The 19288-nt window shown below is 41.7% G+C and carries 13 protein-coding genes; 8 read left to right on the top strand and 5 right to left on the bottom strand.

Annotated features, from left to right (window positions below):
- Positions 1 to 36 precede the first annotated feature (36 nt).
- On the bottom strand, positions 37 to 1485 hold the full coding sequence (locus ABIE26_RS24735) for a RagB/SusD family nutrient uptake outer membrane protein (protein WP_310146485.1): 1449 nt from the start codon (positions 1483 to 1485) through the stop codon (positions 37 to 39).
- A 10-nt stretch (positions 1486 to 1495) separates the two neighbouring features.
- On the bottom strand, positions 1496 to 4681 hold the full coding sequence (locus ABIE26_RS24730; RefSeq protein WP_310146483.1) for a SusC/RagA family TonB-linked outer membrane protein: 3186 nt from the start codon (positions 4679 to 4681) through the stop codon (positions 1496 to 1498).
- A 550-nt stretch (positions 4682 to 5231) separates the two neighbouring features.
- Here ABIE26_RS24730 and ABIE26_RS24725 point away from each other — a divergent pair.
- Positions 5232 to 6137: an SMP-30/gluconolactonase/LRE family protein gene (locus ABIE26_RS24725; protein WP_310146481.1), complete on the top strand. Its 906-nt coding sequence runs from the start codon at positions 5232 to 5234 to the stop codon at positions 6135 to 6137.
- A gap of 3 nt (positions 6138 to 6140) precedes the next feature.
- Here ABIE26_RS24725 and ABIE26_RS24720 read toward each other — a convergent pair whose 3' ends face one another.
- Together ABIE26_RS24720 and murB are read right to left on the bottom strand one after the other, a co-directional pair.
- The gene (locus ABIE26_RS24720; RefSeq protein WP_310146479.1) at positions 6141 to 6671 is read right to left on the bottom strand and encodes an RNA polymerase sigma factor; all 531 of its coding nucleotides are present in this window, start codon (positions 6669 to 6671) and stop codon (positions 6141 to 6143) included.
- Between the two features lie 165 nt (positions 6672 to 6836).
- On the bottom strand, positions 6837 to 7853 hold the full coding sequence (gene murB / locus ABIE26_RS24715) for a UDP-N-acetylmuramate dehydrogenase (protein ID WP_310146477.1): 1017 nt from the start codon (positions 7851 to 7853) through the stop codon (positions 6837 to 6839).
- 154 nt (positions 7854 to 8007) lie between these two features.
- On the opposite strand from murB, the gene ABIE26_RS24710 reads away from it, so the two are divergent.
- The 6 genes from ABIE26_RS24710 (at position 8008) to ABIE26_RS24685 (ending at position 15879) form a co-directional block, all read left to right on the top strand.
- Complete coding sequence (locus ABIE26_RS24710; protein WP_310146475.1) at positions 8008 to 8616, top strand: TetR/AcrR family transcriptional regulator; 609 nt, start codon at positions 8008 to 8010, stop codon at positions 8614 to 8616.
- A gap of 116 nt (positions 8617 to 8732) precedes the next feature.
- Positions 8733 to 9338 carry a TetR/AcrR family transcriptional regulator gene (locus tag ABIE26_RS24705; RefSeq protein WP_310146473.1) on the top strand — a complete coding sequence of 202 codons (606 nt, stop codon included), beginning with the start codon at positions 8733 to 8735 and terminating at the stop codon, positions 9336 to 9338.
- 13 nt (positions 9339 to 9351) lie between these two features.
- Positions 9352 to 10698 (top strand): TolC family protein, encoded by a 1347-nt coding sequence (locus ABIE26_RS24700; RefSeq protein ID WP_310146472.1) that lies wholly within the window; start codon positions 9352 to 9354, stop codon positions 10696 to 10698.
- Positions 10695 to 11762 carry an efflux RND transporter periplasmic adaptor subunit gene (locus ABIE26_RS24695; RefSeq protein ID WP_310146470.1) on the top strand — a complete coding sequence of 356 codons (1068 nt, stop codon included), beginning with the start codon at positions 10695 to 10697 and terminating at the stop codon, positions 11760 to 11762. Before ABIE26_RS24700 ends, ABIE26_RS24695 begins: the two co-directional genes overlap by 4 nt.
- 7 nt (positions 11763 to 11769) lie before the next feature.
- Positions 11770 to 14964, top strand: a complete 3195-nt coding sequence (locus tag ABIE26_RS24690) for an efflux RND transporter permease subunit (RefSeq protein ID WP_310146468.1) — start codon at positions 11770 to 11772, stop codon at positions 14962 to 14964.
- Positions 14965 to 15063: 99 nt separating this feature from the next.
- Positions 15064 to 15879 carry a hypothetical protein gene (locus ABIE26_RS24685; protein WP_310146466.1) on the top strand — a complete coding sequence of 272 codons (816 nt, stop codon included), beginning with the start codon at positions 15064 to 15066 and terminating at the stop codon, positions 15877 to 15879.
- A 32-nt stretch (positions 15880 to 15911) separates the two neighbouring features.
- Here ABIE26_RS24685 and lpdA read toward each other — a convergent pair whose 3' ends face one another.
- Positions 15912 to 17315 (bottom strand): dihydrolipoyl dehydrogenase, encoded by a 1404-nt coding sequence (gene lpdA / locus ABIE26_RS24680; protein ID WP_310146464.1) that lies wholly within the window; start codon positions 17313 to 17315, stop codon positions 15912 to 15914.
- Positions 17316 to 17404: 89 nt separating this feature from the next.
- Between lpdA and ABIE26_RS24675 the strand changes: the two genes are divergently transcribed.
- The gene (locus ABIE26_RS24675; RefSeq protein ID WP_310146462.1) at positions 17405 to 19282 is read left to right on the top strand and encodes a CocE/NonD family hydrolase; all 1878 of its coding nucleotides are present in this window, start codon (positions 17405 to 17407) and stop codon (positions 19280 to 19282) included.
- Positions 19283 to 19288: the final 6 nt, after the last annotated feature.

The following is a 19288-nucleotide window of genomic DNA, read 5'->3' as shown; positions in this document are numbered from 1 at the left end:
CAATTCCCCGCGGTAAGCCACGGGGAATTATAAAATTTAATAACCAGGATTTTTTGCAATCCCAGGATTTGCTATTCTTTCCACCTCAGGGATGGGCTGCAGCCTTCTGAAATCTGTGGTCTTAACATCTGTATAAAAAGAATAAGCTTTGGCCCCCATATTCTGGCGGGAAAAATCAACATTGGTCCTTGCCAGGTCAAAAAACCGAAGCCCTTCAAAAGCCAGCTCCTTACGTCTTTCCAGAACAATGGCATCAATTAAGGCCTGCCCTGTATAAGTATAAGCAACGAGCGAAGGATCTCTGTTTTGAGCCACCATATTTAAATACAGCAACGCGTTAGCACCGTCGTTTAGCTTCGCATAAGATTCGGCTAATGTCAGCAATACTTCAGCATACCTGAACAATTTCACTTCATCTCTGTCTGCAAGGCCTACATTCTGGTATTTATTTACGTAATATGCCTGATATGCACTTGCACCAGCACCCCTGGTGCTGTTAAGAATCAGATCTCTTCTTCTATCCGTTGCACTATAAATAGCGTAAGTATCATCTGTCACCAGGTAATCACCTATACCCCCTTTAGCGTACAACCAATCCATACCCTCCACGCCATTGTTAGCTACCGCAGTATTACTGATTTCAAAGATCGTTTCCAACTTATCCGTCCTTGGCAGCGTTGAAGCCCAATATGCGGAAAAAGCCGTTGCCCCGTTTGCCAGGGAATAGCCTGCATTTTTAACCAGCAAAGCCGCATCACGGGCTTTTTCATAATCACCTTTATACAAATAAGCCCTTGCCTGAATGGCCTTAACAGCAGGTTTAGAAATAAAATTGGTATTGGTAACATGAATAGCAGGAGGCGTTTCCGGCATCATCTGATATGCTCTATCCAAGTCACTGATGATCTGCGCATAAACATCCGCCACAGTATTCCTTGCCGGCATAATCAAAACACCAGCCTTGTCAGACGAAACCGTAACCAATGGAACACCATCAGCAGCAGGGTTCACCGTATAAGGCTTGCCGTACCAGTTAACCAGATTAAGATACAGCAAGGCCCTTATGGCATAAGCTTCTGCCTTAAGCTGGTTTGAACTCACACTTTCTTTCAAATCAGACCCGATAATCCTGTTCGCCTGCAATATGGCATAATAACTTTGCGTCCATAAAAAACGGGATTCCGTCGCACCTTCTGCAAAGGAATAATTATTAAGGGTAAGGAGCCTTCCCGAATTTGAACTGCTCAGATAAACATTATCGGCGAGTATATCCCCCATAACAACCGCATTCCGGCCAAATAAAAAATAACTCTGCAAAATCCTGTAAGTACCCGCAAGAGCCTCCATCATATCGCCATCAGTTAAAATGGCTTTATCTACCGAAACTGCAGTCGAGGGATCCTCTTTTAAAAAATCTTTACTGCAAGAACTGGCCAATGTGAGCAGTACAAGCAGGATGACAATATATGTATGTCTAGTTTTCATTTCAATCTAATTAAAGTCCGACATTAATACCAAAAGTGAATGTTCTGTATTGCAGCATATCCTGATCATCAAAACCGGAATAACCTACCTCAGGATCAATCGGCAAGCGCTTATCAAAAGTAATGGTACCTAAATTTGTCGCCCTTCCATAAAGAAAAACTTTACTTAGTCCCAACTGTTTAAACCATGCAACATTCTTAAAATCATAACCCAAACTGACATTTCTTAACCGGATATGATCACCACGATATAAACGATAGGTACTCGTAGCAGGATCATTAGCGGCATTTGTTGCATATTTAGGAACATTTGTAACCTGGCCAATTGTTGTCCATCTGTTATCAAAAACATACTGATATTTATTAAATAAATATTGAGAAGCATTGGTAAAATATATATCAGCGGCACTAGTAACCCAGTATCCTAAATTATAGTTTACATCCACGCTCAAACTAAGCCCCTTATAAGAAAAAGTATTATTGAAACCCCCTGTAACTTTAGGGATCGCCTGCTTGTCCTGCAAAATCAATTGTGCATCAGCAATTTTATTCGTAGTGGCGGTACGGCTTTCATCTACGTAAAATAAGGCGTCACCATTCTGAGGATCCACCCCGGCAAATTCTTTCATATAATAGGTATTGAAGCCATATCCCTCTTTCAAATAAAATGAACCATTCTGCAGTGGTGTATTTGCAGGCAAACGGGTAATTTCATTTTTATTAAAGGCAGCGTTAAGATTGGTGTACCATTTAAAACCATCCCGCCTCAACAAATCGCCCTTAAGCGTAAGCTCCCAACCCTTATTTACCATTGCTCCAATATTCTTACCAACCGTAGAAAAACCTGTAGTAAGAGAAGTCGGCACATTACGGATCAGACCATCAATATTATTGTAATAATAATCAACAGTAAACATAAATCTATCATCAACGAAGCCGATATCTATGCCTGCATCAAATTTCTTAGCTGTCTCCCAGCGAAGATCAACATTACCACTGGTTGAGTATTGCTGACCGGTGTAACCAGCATAACTATAGGCACTGCTGTAAGCAGCCTGTGGCACCCACGAATAGTTACCCATGCTGGCATTACCTGTCGTACCATATGATGATCTTAGTTTTAAAGAAGATAAGATATGCTGCTTTTTAAAGAAATCTTCCTGGTGTACATTCCAGGTACCACCTGCAGAATAAAAATAAGCTCCCTGGTTCTGTGTAGGGAACCTGGACGAGCCATCTCTTCTTACAGAAGCACTCAGTGCATATTTATTTTTAAAATTCAGATCAGCGAGTGCATATAAAGAATTAAAAGCATAATTACTGTACTGGCCAAAAGCACCATTTGGGGTCGCCGCGTTGGTAAGGGCAGTCAATTCAGATTGGGCAGAGGGAAAACCAAATCCATCAGCGGCCAACAGATACTCCTTAGACCGTTGGGCCTCATATCCAAGGGCGGCAGTTACATAAAAATCTTCCATGCCATTTATATCATAGCGATAATCGACCTGGTTACGCGCCAGCCAGTTAAAATATCTGGTATAATAATTCTTGCTACGCCCCTTAAGACCCGCACCATCCCCCATAACCGCATTTAAAAACAAAGTCTCTTCCAGCGTATTGTAATCAATACTGAAATAACTGGTATAATTTAGTTTATCCCAGATATTCCATTTGAGTTTTGTATTCCCCAGAATACGGGTTTGGGATAAATATTTTTTGTCATTTTCTGCTATCCATAATGGGTTATAGATACCCGGAAAATTGGTATTTCCTGCGGTTGCCGTATTGATGGTACCATCGTCTTTATAAGCAAGCTGGAAGGGCCTTAAAACCCGCGATGCCCAGGTAGGACTACCTGAAAACTGTGTGCCGTATGGCGTATTCTGCCCAACATTCGAGAAATTAATCCCCGCCGTAAGCTGAAACCTCTTACTGATTTCATGATCGAAATTAAACAAACCCGATATTCTTTTCAAATCAGAACTAATGGTGGTGGCTTCCTGCTGAAAATAGCCAGCGGAAGCAAAGAGTTTTGTTTTTTCTGTCCCTCCGTTCATGCTCACGTTATACTGTTGCTGCCTGCCTGTCCTGGTTACCAGATCATACCAATTATTACTTTTGCCGCTATTTAAACCATAACTTTCAGCTGCAGTTTCTACCTGAGCAGGCGTATTACCGGCATTGGTTAGCGCTTCCCTAAAAAGCACAGCATAATCAGCAGCATTTAAAGCCTTCCCGGCATCAGGATTATCCATTGCTTTAGAAGAGCCGAACTCTGCATCTACCCGGATTTGAGTTTTCCCGCTTTTCCCTCTTTTAGTGGTAATCAGGATTACCCCGCTACTACCACGGGAACCATACAAAGCTGTCGCAGCGGCATCTTTGAGCACATCAACACTTTCAATATCGTTTTGATTTAACCCGGCCAATGCATTGGCCGTTGTAGAGTTGTAACCCAACTTGCCAGAGTTTACAATCATGCCATCAATTACAATTAATGGACTAGAGCTTAAAGAAAGTGAGCCTAGCCCCCTGATCCTGATGTCTACGTTTGCACCTGGCTGACCGCTGGTTGTAGGAGCAACCAGGCCCGCTATTTGACCTTGCAGGGTTTGCGCAAATGTAGAGTATGGTTTATTCTCCATTACATCACCCTTAATTGAACTAATAGAACTTGTATTGGCCGCAAGCGAGGTAACACGGTAACCATCTGTAATTACAACCTCGTTCAAGGTTTGAATATCCGTTTTCAAACGAATATTAACCTCCGCTTTTGTCACCCTCACTTCCTGTGTTACATAACCTACCATTTTGAATGTAAGCGTAGCGCCTTCAGCCACGCCTTTAAACTGGTAGCGTCCATTTGCATCAGTAGCCGTTGCAAGCGAAGTCCCTACAACCCTAACCGCTACACCTGGCAATGGCACACCGCTTTCGTCAGTTACAGTTCCACTTACATCAATAACCTGAAGAGCAACATTATTGTATTGAACTAATGGATTGTTCACTGTATAGGTAAAAGACGTATTGGAAAAATCGGCATGAGAGGAGCCTGCGGCAAAAGTCTGAGCGTTAAATGAATTGATCACGAATAAACACGATGCAGCGATCATTAAAAATCCTGCCCTACTGCGTTTGAAGGTGATTGCACAAAACAGGAACTGTGCCCCATTTTCAATATGAATTTTAAAACTCATACATTTTTAATTAAATGATTAAAAATTAAATTATTAATTATGGTGGTTCAATTCATTACCTAACCACTTCTAAATGATCAGCTTATGAATCCTAAATATTTTTGTCTAATTATTAATCATATTCCTCCTGCTTTTTAGTGATGCGAATTTCTATTGGCATTAAGCTCAGGGTTCCCTAAACCTCCTAAGCATAAAAACATCCATTGTGTGTCTGTTAAAAAAGTTCGAGTATCTGGTGTTTAGTTTTTTTTGTGTACGGTTTTCCGATGGTTTATATGATCTTTGATTGGTTAGGCCAGCATATATGTATACAAATATATACTTTTTTTGTAAACAAAATAATATTTTTGATTTTTTTATCTGAAAAATAAAATGATTAAGATTCAAGCAGCAGAAAAAAGCAATCTTTTGAAACAACCAAACCACATTTTCTTTCCTGGAGTTAAACAAGATCAAAATCAAAAAAACAAATTATGTAAACCAAATTAAAACAAAAAAGTATACATTAGTCATAAAAGAAACTGCAGCTAAACAATAAGATCTATCAGTCATGCCCCATCACATTGTACATAATCCCGCATTAAAAGCAAATTTACTGCTCGACACTCGTTCCGCATTGGGCGAAGGCGCCATATGGAATGATGAAGATCAGAAACTCTACTGGGTAGACATCGAAGCGCAACTGCTTCACTGCTTTGATCCGCTTACCTCAATTAACCAAACTGCACATTTTGAACAAAAAATAAGCACTGTAGTTCCCAGCACAGATGGCACATTGCTTCTGGCATTAAAGGACGGTGTATATAGCTACGAAAAATCAACAGGCTTGCTCTGCAACCTGCTATCCAATCCCGAAAACCACACTTCGGGCAATCGCTTTAATGACGGGAAGTGTGATCCATCGGGGCGGTTATGGCTGGGAACCATGGGTGCATCAAATTCCGCGGCTCTGTACCGGATAGATGCAGATTTATCCATACATATGACGGAAGCAGGTGTAACCACCTCAAACGGCATCGCCTGGTCGGAGGACAACAAAACAATGTATTACATTGATACCTCAACACACAAGGTTGTGGCCTATAATTATAACGATAAAACCGGGCAGATATCCGATCCTTATGATGCAATCATCATCCCAGAGGAGATGGGAAAACCAGATGGCTGCACCCTGGACGCCGAAGGGATGATCTGGATTGCGCTTTGGGGAGGCTATGCAGCAGGCAGATGGAACCCGAAAACAGGCACTTTACTAGGTAAGGTTGAAGTTCCGGCAAAAAATGTGACTTCCTGTGCTTTTGGAGGGGAAAATCTGGACACACTTTACATCACCACTGCACGGACATCGGCTTCTGAAGAAGAACTATTGCAATGTCCATACAGCGGTGGGTTATTTACAGTAAAACCTGGCGTAAAAGGCATCCAGGCAAACCATTTCGTTAAAAGAACAAAGTGAGTTTTACATCATTTCTGTCCCCAGAATATCTTTAGAATAGGTTTTCAGATATTTTTTCAGAATCTGTCTGGCCACATGGATCCTGGTTTTTACAGTTCCAATTGGAATCTCCAGCATTTCCGCAATTTCGTGGTATTTATAACCCTCAAAGTATTTTACAAAAGGCACATAATACTCTGGCTGAAGGTTAGCAAGCGCTTTATTGATGTCTCCTATAATAAATTTACTTTCGCTGGCATTTTTGGTAGCACTGTAATGCAGGTTGGCCGAGGAAATATCATCTGATTTGGTAATCAAAGCATTTGTTTTCACCAGGCGCCTGTAATTATTAATGAAAGTATTTTTCATTATCGTAAACAACCAGCCTTTTAGATTGGTCCCTTCTTTAAACTTTCCATAATAGGTAACTGCCTTAAGCATGGTATCCTGTACCAGATCGTTTGCATCCTCAATATCTTTCGTAAAATTCAGGGCGAAGGATTGTAAAGAAACTGAATGATTGTTTAGCTGAAGGTTGAACTCATTTTTTGTCATAGTGTTTAAGTTTTAGGGTTAAAAAACTAACAAGCATTTTTTTGAGTGGCGCTCAAAATCTGTTTAATCTTAGACACTAAACTATACACAAGATATGTACCAAAAAAGAGGATATTGATGTTAAGAAATTATTTTTTTTCCAATAAATGACGCTAACAGTCTATTTCACAGAATATTTACTTCACGCTCCAGCTCAACACCAAACCTGGCATATACTGTACGTATGATCTCTTCTGAAAAATCATACACTTCCTGTCCTGTTGCGGTACCATGATTAACCAGAACCAGGGCCTGATTTTTCCAGGTACCCGTCTCGCCAACTACCTTACCTTTAAAACCGCAAGCTTCGATAAGCCAACCGGCAGCCAACTTAACTTTCTGACCGGCAGCGGGATAATGCACAACATCAGGGAATTTAGTCAACACTTCTTTAAACTGATCCTGGTTGATTATCGGATTTTTAAAAAAACTTCCAGCATTACCTATAGTAGAGGGATCTGGCAGCTTGCTTACCCTGATGTGCGATACCACCTTTGAAATATCTGCAATTGTTGGCTGCAATATGTTTCTATCCCGAAGTTCGGCCTGGATTGCCCCATAACTGGTATTCAGTTGCGCCTGTCTATTCAATTTAAAACTGACAGCGGTAATGATATATCGGCCTTTCAGCTCATTTTTAAAGGCACTGTCGCGGTAACCAAACTTACAATCTTCAAAATTAAAGATCCTTTCTTCTGCCGTAGCAATTTCATAAGCGGTACAGGAATAAAAAACATCTTTAAGCTCCACACCGTAGGCACCTATGTTTTGTATAGGCGAGGCCCCTACAGTTCCGGGAATAAGGCTCAGATTTTCTACGCCTGCATAGCCATTTGCCACACAGTAGTTCACCAGATCGTTCCATACCACTCCCGCACCCGCCGTTACCAGCACCTGCTCTCCATCAACAACAGCAGAAATTCCGGGGATGCTCACTTTAATCACCAGCCCTTCAAAATCTTTTGTAAACAGCAGATTGCTGCCACCGCCTAAAACCAGCAGCCGGCGCTGCCTTACCACATCCATCCCCAGCAATTCTTTCAGTGCTTCAACACTGAATACCTCGGCAAAAAGGGCAGAGTTGACATCGACACCAAATGTGTTGTAGGGCTTAAGGGATATATTTTGCTGCAGAATAGACATAAATAAGCTAAATGATTAGATCTGGCACAAATGTAATTGTTAAGACTTGTAATAAATATGTTAAAAGTAATATTTAAAAATTTTGACTATTTTTCGCCTGAATTGATAAAATAGCTTAGTAATACTTGCCCTTAAGGAGAGAACAGTAATTTGTATGGAAAATCAGGATAAAAAGAGAAGCTTAATTATTGAAGCCGCATTGAAACGGTTCGCACATTATGGCCTGTCAAAAACAACCATGACCGAAATCGCAAAAGATGTCTCATTTTCAAAGGCTTTACTCTACTACTACTTTCCGGACAAGCTGAGTTTATATGTAAGTTCTATTGAACACCTGATGCAGATCATCAGCCGGGACCTGGTAAAATCTATCGATAAAACCAGCACTTCGACAGAAGGCATTTATAAACTATTACAAAAAAGACAGTCTTTTATTCAAAAATATTACAACCTGCTGGAATCGACACAGATCATCGGCAATGAATTGCCCGACGACCTTTACGACAAGTTCAGTAAAGCCCGGGCTTTTGAAGCCATTATCATCAGCTCCCTATTCAGCAGAGGGGTTGCAAGCGGAGAGCTTGCCATGGAAGACCCTAAGCTTACCACCGAAATATTTCTGGACGCCCTGTCTGGTATACACTTCAATATCATGTCCAAAGACAAGAACATATTCCCTGGAAAAGAGCAGTTTAAACAGATCTTCATCAAGGAAAAGCTGTTTGCTGAAATCTTTTTACAAGGCTTAAAGCCAAAATCTTAACCAAACGGTCATCTAATTGTCAGTTTACCTGCATTTTAAAGGTAAAATTCTTTAAGCGGAATTATGGCCGTATTTTTGACTACTGAAATAAAAAAGTCAGAAAGTAAAAAAGTAGAATGGTAGAGACAGATAAAAAAAGAGAAGCAATCATTGAGGGAGCGATCAAACGTTTCATACATTATGGGATCAATAAGACCACGATGAATGAAATTGCGGAAGACCTCTCGGTATCCAAACCTTCTCTGTATTATTATTTTCCTGATAAAAACAGTTTGGTACTTGGTGTGATTGAAAAAATATTCAATGACTATTTTGAGATGGTAGAGAAAGATCAGTTTGCTGATGTTCCGCTGGAAGATTGTATGGCCGGCTTCATCGAAATCAGACATCGCTTCTTTCAAAAGTACTACATGCTCCATTTATCGGGAGGCAGCCCTGATTCCTCATTGAACTCGGACGAGCTGAAAGAACATTTCATGAACATGCATGGAAAAAACATACAGCTGCATGCAGATATATTTCAAAGGTCGATAGACAAAAAGGAGATCGCACCAATGGAAACCTATAAAACTGCGGAGCTTTACCTGGACAGTCTGGCAGGGATCACATCCTTATGCATACTTCACGGTAACAAAGAGCTGTTCCCCAGCAAAAAGGAAATGAAAAACATACTGGAAAGGCAGCTTAGCCTGTCACGTATATTTATTAAAGGACTAAAATAACAATAGGCTATATATGAATACAATAATCAAACAGATAAAAATAATTCCACTGGCACTGCTGGGATTACTGCTATCGGGTACGGTTAGCGCTCAGCAAACGCTGACGTTAAAGGAGGCGCTGAACTATTCGCTGCAAAACAATGTCAAAGTGCGAAAAGCGAAGCTCGATATGGACGGAGGTAAATATAAAGTGCAGGAAGTAAGGGCCCAGGCTTTACCACAAATTACAGGTAATGCAGGCTTAACCTACAATCCTATCATCGGAAAATTGGTAGCAGATTTAGGAGGAGGGCAAACCCAGGCCATTAAGTTGGGTCAGAACTGGAATTCTTCTGCCGGAATCCAACTTTCGCAACAGTTGTTCAATCAGCAGGTTTTCACAGGCCTGCAGGCTGCAAGATCCAGTGAGGAATATTACAGCCTGACCTCGCAGTTTACTGAAGAGCAAATTATTGAACTGGTTGCCAACAACTATTACCAGGTTTTGGTGAACAGACAGCAACTGAACGTAATAGATACCAACATTAAAAATGTGAAAGTGATTGAGAAGATCATTTCCAATCAGTATAAAAATGGGTTGGCAAAGAAGATTGACGTAGACCGGATCAAAGTAAACATTACCAATTTAGAGACACAAAGAGAACAGACCATCAATGCCATTACACAGTTGGAGAACCAGTTGAAATTTGCAATGGGCATGCCTGTAAGCACGGAGATTACTTTGCCAAAAACAGAACTTACGGAAGTGACCCGCTTACCGCAGTTTAGTGATTCTCTGGCTATGGACAACAGAACAGAGATCAAGATTCTGGATATCCAGGACAAATTGCTTTCACTGCAGCGCAAGGCTTACGTGTCTGAATACTATCCAAGTCTGGCTTTAACAGGAAACTACACCTATTCCAGCCAGAGCGGTGGTTTCGATTTTTTAAAATCCAACCCCAATGCAATTGGTTTTGGAGCCTCGGCTGTTGGCCTCACCTTAAAAGTGCCGATTTTTAATGGTTTCTTAACCCGTTCAAAAATCCGCCAGGCCGATGTAGACATTCAAAAAGCAAGAGAGGACAGAAGAGAGTCGAAAAACTCATTGAACATGGCCTACGAAAATGCAAAAATACAGTTACGCAACAGCATGAATACCATTAACTCGCAAAAGAAAAATGCTGAGCTGGCTGATGAAATCTACAAAAGCACACAAAACAATTACAACAACGGTCTGGCCAGTTTAACGGATCTGCTGGATACCGAGAATGCACTTACTTCAGCGCAAAACAGCTATACACAGGCATTATTAAATTATAAAATTGCCGAAATACAATTAATCAAATCAAACGGAAATATAAAATCGCTATTACAATGAAAAGAGGGATAATAACAGCCTTAATAATTATACTTGCCTTAGGCGGGATTGCCTTGGTGCTCAGCAACAACAAGAAGAAGAATGCAGCAAAAACAGCCTTTATTGCACAAGGAAGTGGAGCTATTGCTGTTCGCGTTGCAAGTGTAGAGAAAAAAGTAGTTGACCTGGATTTTAGCAGCAACGGAAGCTTTGTACCTAAACAGGAACTGAACTTCCTGTCGGAAAACGCCGGAAGGGTGAGTAAGATCCTTGTAGAAGAAGGCGACCGTGTAAGCAAAGGACAGGTACTGGCACGTATCGATGCGGAGATCATCAATACTGACAGGGAAACCGCAGAAGCAACCTATCAAAATGCGTTAAGGGATGAAGCCAGGTACAAAAGCTCTTATGCAACCGGCGGTGTAACCCAACAGCAGCTGGACCAGGCCAAACTGGCAACACAAAATGCAAAACTACGTTTACAGGCTTCGCAAAGAAGGTTGAGCGATGCAAACATCAAATCCCCGATTACTGGTATCATCAATAAAAAATACATTGAAGTTGGTGCATTTGTTACTGCACAAGGAACACAGTTGTTTGAAATCGTTGACGTTTCCAAATTAAAGCTTAGGGTAAATGTCAATGAGTCACAGGTGGCCAATCTTAAAATAGGCGATAAAATAGAAATCAAGTCTTCTGTTTTTCCTACAGAAAAATTCAATGGCAGAATTACTTTTATTGCAGCCAAAGCTGATGGGACTTTAAACTTCCCTATAGAAATTGAAGTAGACAACAATACCAAAAACAGCCTTAGAGCAGGAATGTACGGTACAGCTGTATTTAACTTTCCTAAACAGGCTCCCGGAATTTTGGTTCCCCGCACTTCTTTTGTGGGTAGTGTAAGCAGCAACCAGGTATTTGTTTTAGACCAGGCCAGCAATACAGCTAAACTTCGCAAAGTAATTGCAGGTCGTATTTTGGGTGATTCAGTTGAAATTCTGGAAGGATTAAATGAAGGCGAGACTGTAATCACCAGCGGGCAGATTAACCTGGCCGACGGCACTCCTGTGAGCATAGTAAAATAAAAAGAAGATGAAGATAACAGATATATCGATAAAAAGGCCCTCCCTGGTAATTGTGGTGTTTACCGCACTTACCCTGCTGGGGCTGTTGAGTTACTTTTCGTTGGGTTATGAGTTATTGCCAAAATTCTCAAACAACGTAGTATCTATTTCAACCATTTACCCGGGAGCATCACCTGCCGAGGTAGAGAATACCGTAACCAAGAAGATCGAAGATGCGGTATCATCAATGGAGAACATCAAAAAAATAAACGCAGTTTCGTTTGAGAGTTTATCTACCGTTACCATTACCTTAACAGATAAAGCCAATATTGACATTTCGTTAAATGATGCGCAACGTAAGGTAAACGCCATCCTATCTGAACTGCCAGAAGATGTGAAAACACCATCATTAAGTAAATTTTCTTTGGATGATTTACCAGTGATCACGATGTCGGCTTCCGCAAAAATGGACGACATTAGTTTTTATGATCTGATGGATCAAAGGATTGCCCCGGTAATTTCGAGGGTGAGCGGTATTGCGCAGGTTAACCTGATCGGTGGTTCGGAAAGAGAGATCCAGGTATCATTGGATGCCGATAAACTTCAAGGCTACAACCTTTCGGTGCCACAGGTGCAACAGATGATTCTGACCTCTAACCTGGATTTCCCTACCGGAAGCGTAAAAACAGAGAACCAGGACGTTTTAATCCGTTTATCCGGTAAATACAGAAACCTGGATGAATTGAGAAACCTGGTGCTGATCACTTCTAAAGATGGTTCTCAAATCCGTTTACGCGATGTTGCCGATGTACAGGATGCTCAGAAAGAAACAGAAAAGCTGGCCCGTATCGACAGAAAAGGTGCCATTGCCATTCAGATCATTAAACAAAGTGATGCAAATGCTGTAGAAGTAAGTAAAGGCGTACATGCCATTATCGAAAAGCTTAAGGTAGAATACGCAGCCAATAATCTCGACATTAAGATCGTAAATGACAGCTCTATTTTTACTTTGGAATCTGCAGACGCGGTTATCCACGATTTAATGCTGGCGGTAGTGCTGGTAGCATTCGTAATGTTGTTCTTCCTGCATAGTTTACGGAACGCATTAATCGTAATGGTATCTATCCCTGCATCCTTAATTGCGACTTTCATTGGCATCAGCCTATTTGGTTTTACATTAAACCTGATGTCTTTACTGGGGCTCTCGCTGGTGGTTGGTATCCTTGTGGATGATGCGATTGTGGTACTGGAAAACATCCAGCGACACATGGAGATGGGTAAAAACAAGGTGAGGGCTGCTTCGGACGCTACAAGGGAAATTGGTTTTACAGTTGTTTCCATTACGTTTGTAATTGTGGTGGTATTCTTCCCTATTGCCGTAAGTACAGGACTGGTTTCCAACATCTTGCGTCAGTTCTGTGTGGTTGTAATTATCGCAACACTACTTTCCTTGCTGGCCTCATTTACCATTGTACCGCTCCTTTTCTCGAGGTATGGTAAACTGGAGCACATTGAAGGTAAGAACGTTTTCGGCCGCTTTATCCTTTGGTTCGAAAAGCAATTAAAAAAATTCACCCTTTGGGTTACAAACATCTTAAAATGGTCTTTAAACCATAAAAGACGTACCATTTTAGCAATTGTCGTGTTGTTTATTGCTTCAATATGGTTAGCCGTTGCGGGCTTTATCGGTTCAGAGTTCTTCCCTAAATCTGATAAAGGTGAGTTCCTGGTTCAGATTGAATTGCCGAAAGACGCGCCTTTGTCGCAAACCAATTTCTATACCCAACGTGCCGAAGCATTCTTAAAAAAGCAACCTGAAATTACGCAGTTGATAACTACAGTTGGACAGGCCAGCGGCGACTTCGGTGGAACCCAGGCTACAGCCTATAAATCGGAAATCAACGTAAAACTGGTTGAACGCGACCAGCGTGAAGGCGTTTCTTCAGATATCTTTGCAACAAAGATGAGTCGTGCCCTTGCCAAAGAACTGGTAGGTGCAAAAGTTAAAACCGTTCCGATCAGTATCCTTGGTATTGCTGAGAACGCACCAATACAATTGGTTGTAATGGGATCTGACCTGGACAGCGCATTAAAATATGCCGAAGGGGCACAAAAGGTCCTTGCAAAAATTCCGGGTGCAACAGAGATTAAATTGTCCGTTGAAAAAGGAACACCTGAGATCAATGTTCAGGTAGACCGGGATAAAATGTCGGCTTTAGGCTTAACCCTGCAAACTGTGGGTTCCACTATGCAAACTGCCTTTGCGGGAAACACCGATGGTAAATACAGGAAAGGGGAATATGAATACGACATCAATATCCAATACCAGGATTTTAACAGAAAAAATGTGGATGATGTGCGTAACCTGGTCTTTGTAAACAATCAGGGTGCACAGATCAAACTATCACAGTTTGCTACCATTACAGAGGGTTCAGGACCAAGTCAGCTGGAGCGTTTAAACAAATCTACCTCAGTTTCTGTTAAGGCACAATCTATCGGCAGGCCAACAGGAACAGTAGTTGCAGAATTTCAAAAGAAACTGGAGGACCTGCAAAAAAGTGGTGAGCTGAAGGCACCTATAGGTGTGAGCTACACCTGGGCTGGTGATCAGGAAAACCAGGCTGAAGGTTTCGGTACGCTGGGTATTGCCTTAATGGCATCCATCATCCTGGTATACCTGATTATGGTTGCATTGTACGACAGTTTTGTTTACCCATTTGTGGTGATGTTCTCTTTGCCACTGGCACTGATCGGGGCTTTCCTTGCGCTTGCCCTTACAAACAACTCTATCGGTATCTTTACCATTTTAGGTTTTATCATGCTGATGGGGCTTGTGGCCAAAAACGCAATTATCCTTGTCGATTTTACCAACCACATGAAAGCTGAAGGAAAATCGACAATAGAAGCGTTAATTTTAGCTAACCACGCGCGTTTACGTCCGATTTTGATGACTACCATAGCCATGATTTTTGGTATGCTCCCTATTGCCCTTGCAAGTGGTGCCGGTGCCGAATGGAAAAATGGTCTGGCCTGGGTTATCGTAGGGGGGTTAACCAGTTCACTGTTCTTGACCCTGATCGTTGTGCCTGTAGTTTACCTGATTTTCGATATCATATTGGAAAAATTAGGCTTCAATAAAAAAGGTAAGACGATAGACGAATTGCTTGTTGAACCTTATGACCACAAAGATGTTTTAGAGTACGACCTTGAAGAAGTAAAGTAACCCTTTAACACATCCGAATAAGAAAGAGGAACCCTAAAAAGTTCCTCTTTTTATTTTAGGGATCAAACAATTTTCAATTCAAAGCTGTATAATTACAGCATGCTGAAATACAACACCTTAATTATATTGCTTTGTCTGTTATTTCCGGCACAAGCTCAACATCCTCCTGTATTTGAAGGAATTGCTTCAGACACCACCAGGATTGTGATGAACGACCTGACCGTAAACCTGGTCAGATACACTTACCGTACACCCAAAATCCAGTTTCTGGCCATACATGATGATGAAGATACCGGTGTAAAGGCCGCATTTGAATACATCAGGTTTAGCGGCGGGACAGTGATCGACTGCCAGTACGGTGGTGTCAGAAATTTCAGGCTATCAAATCAGGGAGAAAAGTTCCAGACAGACCCCAACAGCATTTATACCAAAAAAGGTATTCCAATAGGAATTGAAAAGTATGGGCCTGTAGATGACGATGTGGCAAAGCACCTGGAGCGCGCCGCAAAAACCATATTAAAGCTTTATGATCCGGAAAAACTGGGCTATATCTTTACCTTGCACAACAATGCGGACGGAGATTTTGGAATAGCCTCCTATCTGAAGGGCTATGAACTGGAAACAAGTGCAGATTCTGTGTATATTAATTTTGGTATGGACCCCGATGACCTGGTTTTTGTGACCGATCTCAAATTATTCAATGGACTCAAGAAAGAAAACGTGAATGTGGTTTTACAATCTGTAAATGCACCAGACGATGGCTCCTTGTCTGTGTATGCGATGAACAGTAAAATCCCGTACATTAATGTGGAAGTGCAGCATGGACATTATGATGAAAACCTGAGGCTGATCGAAATTGCCATTAAGGTTTTGTATCAGACGTATCCGCAATTAAAACAAAAGGCCACAGAGTGATCTGCGGCCTTTTTATCTGCTAAAAATTCTTATTAAATGTGTATGGCCCGGTTTTCAGTAGCTGCCATAGCTGCCTCTTTCATTGCTTCCGTATAAGTAGGGTGTGCATGGCATATCCTGGCAATATCTTCTGCCGAAGCACGGAATTCCATCGCTACCACAGCTTCAGCAATCATATCTGCAGCACGGGGTCCGATCATATGCACGCCTAATATTTCATCAGTTTTGGCATCTGCCAGTACTTTTACAAATCCATCGGTATCCATACTTGCTTTAGCCCGGCCACTGGCTTTAAAAGGGAAGGATCCTGCTTTATATTGAACGCCGTTTTCTTTCAGCTGCTCTTCGGTATAACCAACTGAAGCCACTTCCGGCCAGGTATAAACCACACCCGGAATAAGGTTATAATTGATGTGCGGTTTTTGTCCGGCTATTCTTTCTGCAACATATACACCCTCATCTTCGGCTTTATGCGCCAGCATAGCGCCTTTAATTACATCGCCGATTGCATAAACACCAGGAACGGAAGTTTCCAGGTGGTCGTTTACAGGGATCTTATTGCCCCTTTCTTCGGTTTTTATACCAATATTTTCTAATCCCAGTCCCTCTGTATAAGCGGTACGTCCTACTGCAACAATGCAATAGTCAGCTTCAAATTTCAGTTCTTCACCTTTTGCATTATTGGCAGTTACCGTAACTTTTTTACCTTTAACAGTTGCTCCGGTAACCTTATGCCCCATAAAGAACTCCATACCCAGCGACTTCTTCAAAACACGCTGTAACTCTTTTCCCAGACCGGCATCCATAGTTCCGATAATGGAAGGCATAAATTCAATTACAGAAACTTTAGTGCCCAGACGTGCATAAACAGATCCCAGCTCCAGACCGATTACCCCGCCACCAATCACAATCATTTGTTTTGGCACCTCAGTAATGTTTAAGGCCTCTGTAGAAGTAATGATCCTTTTTTTGTCAATTGGCAAAAAAGGCAGTGCCGTAGGTTTGGAACCTGAAGCAATAATTACATTTTTTGCTGTTATGGTTTCCGATTTACCATCTTTGGTAATTTTAATCGTGTTCTTGTCAACAAAAGAGCCGACACCCTCAAATGCATCTATCTTATTCTTTTTGAAAAGATATTGTATACCTGCTGTATTTTGAGCTACCACATCATTTTTACGTGCGATCATCTGCGGCATATCAACCTTCAGATCTTTTAAATTAATGCCATGTGTCTGAAACGTATGTGCCGCGTTATGAAAATGTTCTGATGAATCTAACAGTGCTTTTGAAGGGATACAACCTACATTTAAACAAGTGCCACCAAAAGTTTTATACTTTTCTATAACTGCCGTTTTTAAGCCTAATTGGGCACATCTGATTGCTCCAACATAACCGCCCGGGCCCGAGCCAATTACAACTACATCGTATTGCATATTAAGGATTTTTTTTGCGTAAAGTTAATAAACCTATCCCGTATTCAGTATGCAATTCCATATATTTATGCTTTAAACAAACGCTGACTATGACTTCTTTAAAATTTCTGGTTGTTGCTTTTTTCTTTCTTTTTAGTGGCCTTTCAAGCTATGCCCAACAAACAGATTCTGCCTACGTAAGGCAGCATTATAACAAGTTAGAGCAACTGATCCCTATGCGCGACGGCATCAGGCTCTTCACCTCCATTTATCTGCCTAAAGACAAAACAAAAAAATATCCTATTCTGCTCAACCGCACACCCTATACCGTTTCGCCCTACGGTAAAGACAAATACAAAACGAGCCTGGGCAATTTCCCCGCCGAAATGAGGGAAGGTTTTATTTTCGTATACCAGGACGTAAGGGGAAAATGGATGAGTGAAGGAAACTTTGAAGACATCAGACCGCATGTTGCACATAAAAAGAATAAAAAAGATATTGATGAAAGTTCCGATACTTATGATACGATAGACTGGCTGATCAAAAATATCGGGAACAACAATGGGAAAGTGGGCATTTATGGAATTTCCTATCCGGGATTTTATGCTACAACATCCCTGCCGGGTGCGCATCCTGCCCTAAAAGCTGTTTCGCCACAGGCGCCGGTTACCGACTGGTACATTGGTGATGACTTTCATCACAATGGCACCCTGTTCCTTGCAGATGCATTTCCTTTTATGAGTACCTTTGGCGTACCAAGGCCAACACCTATTACACCTGACAAAGGGCCCAAAAGATTCAAATTCCCTGTTCAGGATCTTTACCGGTTTTATCTCGAAGAGGGTTCCGTTAAAAACCTGAAAGAGAAATATTTTGCCGATAGCATCAAATTCTGGAACAACTTGTTTGCCCACCCTAACCTGGATACCTTCTGGAAAGCCAGAAACATCGAACCGCATTTGACAGGGATAAAGCCAGCAGTAATGGTAGTTGGCGGCTTCTTTGATGCCGAAGATGCTTACGGTACTTTTGCAACCTATAAATCTATTGAAAAACAAAACCCTGGAGCCAATAACATACTGGTTGCAGGCCCATGGTTTCATGGCGGCTGGGTAAGGGGAAATGGCAGCAGTTTCGGCGACATCAATTTCGGGCAGCCTACCAGCACCTGGTATCAGGAAAACTTTGAACTTCCCTTCTTTAGGTATCACCTCAAAAACGAAGGCAGCTTTAAACCTTCGGAAGCCAATATCTTTATTACAGGCAGCAACCAATGGAAAGGCTTTGGTACCTGGCCGCCAAAAGAAACAGAGGAAAAGACCTTGTATCTTCAGCCAAATGGCGGGCTAAGTTTTGACAAGGTAAAACGAACCGATAGCTGGGATGAATATGTAAGTGACCCTAATAGCCCTGTACCTTCACAGGATGGGGTGATGACCTCCAGGTCTAGGGAATATATGATCGATGATCAGCGCTTTACCTCACGCAGGCCGGATGTAAGGGTATTTCAGACGGCCCCACTTGCTACCGACATTACCTTTACCGGACCCGTGCTGGCCAAATTGGTGGTTTCAACTACAGGTACCGATGCAGATTATGTGGTGAAACTCATAGATGTATATCCCGAAGATGAAGCCAATCCGAATCCAAATCCGAAAAACCTGGTGATGGGCGGCTACCAGATGCTGGTACGTGCAGAGATCATGCGGGGTAAATACCGGAACAGCTTTGAAAAACCTGAGGCAATGGTTCCAGGTGAAATCACCAAAGTCAACTACACCCTTCCAGATGTTGCCCACACCTTCAAAAAAGGCCACCGGATCATGATACAGATACAGAACTCATGGTTTCCGCTGGCCGACCGCAATCCACAGCAATTTATGAACATCTATGAAGCAGAACCGGGTGACTTCCAAAAAGCCACACACCGGATTTTTCATGATGTACACAATTCTTCGGCCATTACCGTTACCGTATTAAAACCATAAGCTCAA

It is taken from the genome of Pedobacter africanus, from assembly GCF_040548825.1.
Classification (GTDB): Bacteria; Bacteroidota; Bacteroidia; order Sphingobacteriales; family Sphingobacteriaceae; genus Pedobacter; species Pedobacter africanus_A.
The sequence above is the reverse complement of the archived record's forward strand: the minus strand, read 5'-3'. Positions and strand labels throughout refer to the sequence as shown.